General features: G+C 30.9%; 3 protein-coding genes. All 3 read left to right on the top strand.

From position 1 onward, the window contains the following. The coding region (locus tag HMPREF9131_RS07265) for an RNA methyltransferase (protein WP_009346207.1) at positions 1-673 on the top strand (673 nt) is incomplete at its 5' end. Further along, positions 670-1,359, top strand: a complete 690-nt coding sequence (locus HMPREF9131_RS07260) for a DUF6873 family GME fold protein (RefSeq protein WP_009346208.1) — start codon at positions 670-672, stop codon at positions 1,357-1,359. The genes HMPREF9131_RS07265 and HMPREF9131_RS07260, both read left to right, overlap by 4 nt. A 262-nt stretch (positions 1,360-1,621) precedes the next feature. Beyond that, a complete protein-coding gene (gene thrS / locus HMPREF9131_RS07255) occupies positions 1,622-3,532 on the top strand; it encodes a threonine--tRNA ligase (protein WP_009346209.1) in 1,911 nt (636 codons plus the stop codon). Positions 3,533-3,661: the final 129 nt, after the last annotated feature.

Here is a 3,661-nt window from a genome sequence, read left to right as displayed (position 1 = left end):
ATATCGCTATGAGGAAAATTTATTTTTAGTGGAAGGTCCTATAGTATTTAAAGAAGCCATAAAATATATGGCTCCTTCTTATATTGCTATAAGAGATGATAAAGAAGAGCAATATAAAGACCTTTTAGGAGATAGGGATTATTTTATTTTTCCAAGTCACCTATTTAATAAAATTTCCGATTCACAAAGTCCACAGGGTATAATTTCTTATTTTCCCATGGTTCATAAAAAATTCCAAGAAAAAAGTGGTAAATTCTTATATTTAGATAAAATATCTGATGCTGGGAATATGGGTACTATAATAAGAACAGCAGATGCCTTTAATCTTTCGGGGGTTATTATTTCTGAAGATTCTTGTGATATATATAATCCCAAAACAATAAGAGCTACAATGGCATCTATTTTTAGAGTTCCTATATATTTTTTAAAGGAAGATGAACTGATTAAAAATAATTTTAAAATAATAGTATCAGCCTTGGAGGATTCAAAGCCTATCAAAGAGTGCGATTTAAGTGGAGATTTGATTTTAGTAATTGGAAACGAGGCCCATGGAGTTAGTCAAAAAATTCTAGAAAGGGCAAATTTAAAAGTTAAAATTCCCATTAGAGATAGTGTAGATTCTTTAAATGCTGGTGTAGCAGCAGGAATTTTTGCCTACGAGATGAGAAAATGAAATATATAATTGTAGATAAAAATATGCCTGATTACATGGTAGATAAACTTAAAGTTTTCCCTTATGAGATTGTAAAAACAATTGAAAATAAAAATATGCCCCAGGGAATTAATACTCATCCAGATATGCTTATTTATGGTCTTGAAAATGGGAATATTCTTGTAGATAGGGATAATTATAAGTATTATAAGGATATATTTACCGATAGAAAAGTTATAAAAACTGATAAAAGTTTAGGATATTTATATAAAGACCATGTTGGCTTAAACGGTTTTTATTACAAGGGTTACTTTATTGGGAATTTGAAATTTATAGATAAAAATATTTTAAATTTTTATCAAGAAAATAAAGTAAGCCTTATTGATGTTAGACAAGCTTACACCAAGTGCAATACCCTAGTAACTGATAATTTTCTTGTAAGTTCTGATATGTCTATTTATAAGGCTTGCAAGGATATTTTTGAGCTTATAAAAATTAATCACAAAGAGATAAAACTTAGCGGTTTTAACTATGGATTTATTGGAGGTTGCAGTGGTTATATTGATAATAAATTAATATTAACAGGTGATATTAGCCTTCATTCAAGTGGGCAAGAAATAATTGATGCTTGCAGGAGATATAATATTGAAATCATAAACTTATCCGAAAATATGCTTGAAGATTTTGGCTCCATATTATTTGTTTAGAAATAGACTTTTTATCTGACTTGTCTTTTTTTATTATTTGTGATAGAATTTTTTTAACGATGAAGAGAAAATTAGAATAAATAAGGTCTTTAGAGAGAGCTTGATGGTGGGAAGGCTTGATTTTTATTTATTTGAAAACTAACTTGGAGTTCTGTAGCAAACTACAGCGTAAGATGCGTTAAATCTTTTGAGTTTAATTAAGGTGGAACCACGGTCTATCGTCCTTTGGATGATAGGCCTTTTTATATTAAAAGGAGGAAGTATGTTTATAACATTACCCGATGGGGAAAAGAAAGAATTTGAAAAAGGTATAAGTGTAGGAGAAGTTACAAAATCTATTTCTGAAGGTCTTTACAGGGATAGCGTTGGTGCAAAAGTTAATGATAAAGTTTTGGGAAATGCTGATAAGATTAATGAAGATTCAACATTTAAAGTTTTGAAACTTGATGATTTGGAAGGTCAAAAAATTCTTTGGCATTCAGCTAGTCATTTAATGGCATATGCTATTGAAACTTTATATCCCAATACAAAATTTGCAATTGGACCAGCCATTGACAGTGGTTTTTATTATGATATGGACTTAGACCACAGATTTGTTGAAGAAGATTTTCAAGCAATTGAAAAGAAAATGATTGAACTTGCAAGAGAAGATTTGAAAATTGTAAGAGTTGACATTACAAGAGATGCCGCCATAAAATATTTCAAAGAAAAAGGTCAAGACTATAAGGTAGAACTCATAGAAGATTTAGCTGAAGATGAACCTATTACCCTATATCAAATGGGAGAATTTACAGACCTTTGCAGGGGACCTCATCTTGAATCCACTAAAAAGATAAAAGCAGTAAAACTTTTATCTACAGCCGGTGCATATTGGAGAGGAGATTCCAATAACAAGATGCTTCAAAGAATTTATGGAATTGCTTTTGATAAAAAGAAAAAATTAGACGAATATATAGAAAAACGTGAAGAAGCGGAAAAAAGAGATCACAGAAAGCTTGGACGTGAACTTGATTTATTCTCTATGCACGAAGAAGGACCAGGATTTCCTTTCTTCCATCCAAATGGCATGATTATAAGAAATAATTTATTGAGCTGGTGGAAGAATGTTTTACAAGAAAGAGGATACGGAGAAATTTTAACTCCAGTAATCTTGAATGAAGATTTGTGGCACAGATCTGGACACTGGGATCACTATAAAGAAAATATGTATTTTACAGAAATTGATGAAGAAGGTTACGCAGTTAAACCGATGAACTGCCCAGGCTCAACATTAATTTATTCAACAACTCCACATTCCTATAGGGATTTACCTTTAAGATATGCAGAATTTGGTCTAGTTCACAGACACGAATTATCAGGAGCTTTACATGGTCTATTTAGAGTAAGATCCTTCACACAAGATGATGCTCACATATATTGCTTGCCAAATCAAATAAAATCAGAAGTATTTGAAATAATTGATTTAGCTAATCTTTTATATGATACTTTCGGTTTTAAATACTCTGTAGAACTTTCTACAAGACCTGATGATTATATGGGAGATTTAGAATCTTGGAATGAAGCAGAAAAAGCTTTAAAAGAAGCTCTTGAAGAAAAAGGTATGCCTTATACAATAAATGAAGGCGATGGAGCATTTTATGGACCAAAGATTGACTACCATTTAGAAGATGCAATAGGAAGAACATGGCAATGCGGAACAATTCAACTTGACTTCCAATTACCACAAAATTTCGAATTAACATATGTAGCTGAAGACGGATCAAAGAAAAGACCTGTAATGCTTCACAGAGCTTTATTTGGCTCCGTTGAAAGATTTATGGGAATTTTAATCGAACACTTTGCAGGTAAATTCCCACTATGGTTAAGCCCAGTTCAAGTAGAAATTATTCCTGTATCTGAAAAATTTAAGCCTTATGCTGGAGAAGTTTTTGATCAACTTAAAAAAGCCGGCATAAGAGTTAAGATTGATGAAAGAGCTGAAAAAGTCGGTTACAAGATAAGAGAAGCTCAACTTAAAAAAGTAAATTATATGCTTGTAATTGGAGAAAAGGAAACAGCAAGCCACAAACTTTCAGTAAGAAAGAGAAGTGGAGAAGAAGTTAAAGATGTTGAAGTTTCTAAATTTATAGAAGATCTTAAAGAAGAAATTAAAACAAAAGCTATTGTGCTTTAATATGAATTTTAAGCTGGACTTTTGTAAAAGTTCAGCTTTTTTTTAAAAGAGGTCAAGCATGAAAAATAAAATATTTATATTTATAGGAATTCTAATTATAATCTTCTCCATATTATTTATTAAGACAGA

It is taken from the genome of Peptoniphilus sp. oral taxon 836 str. F0141 (genome assembly GCF_000179335.1).
GTDB classification, from domain to species: Bacteria; Bacillota; Clostridia; order Tissierellales; family Peptoniphilaceae; genus Peptoniphilus_A; species Peptoniphilus_A lacrimalis.
Note: the sequence above shows the minus strand (reverse complement) of the source record. Positions and strands in the feature narration are given on the sequence as shown.

Bases quoted from the DNA above. Each gene is read 5' to 3' on its own strand.
- HMPREF9131_RS07260 (WP_009346208.1), top strand. From the start codon at position 670: ATGAAATATATAATTGTAGATAAAAATATGCCTGATTACATGGTAGAT.
- thrS (WP_009346209.1), top strand. From the start codon at position 1,622: ATGTTTATAACATTACCCGATGGGGAAAAGAAAGAATTTGAAAAAGGT.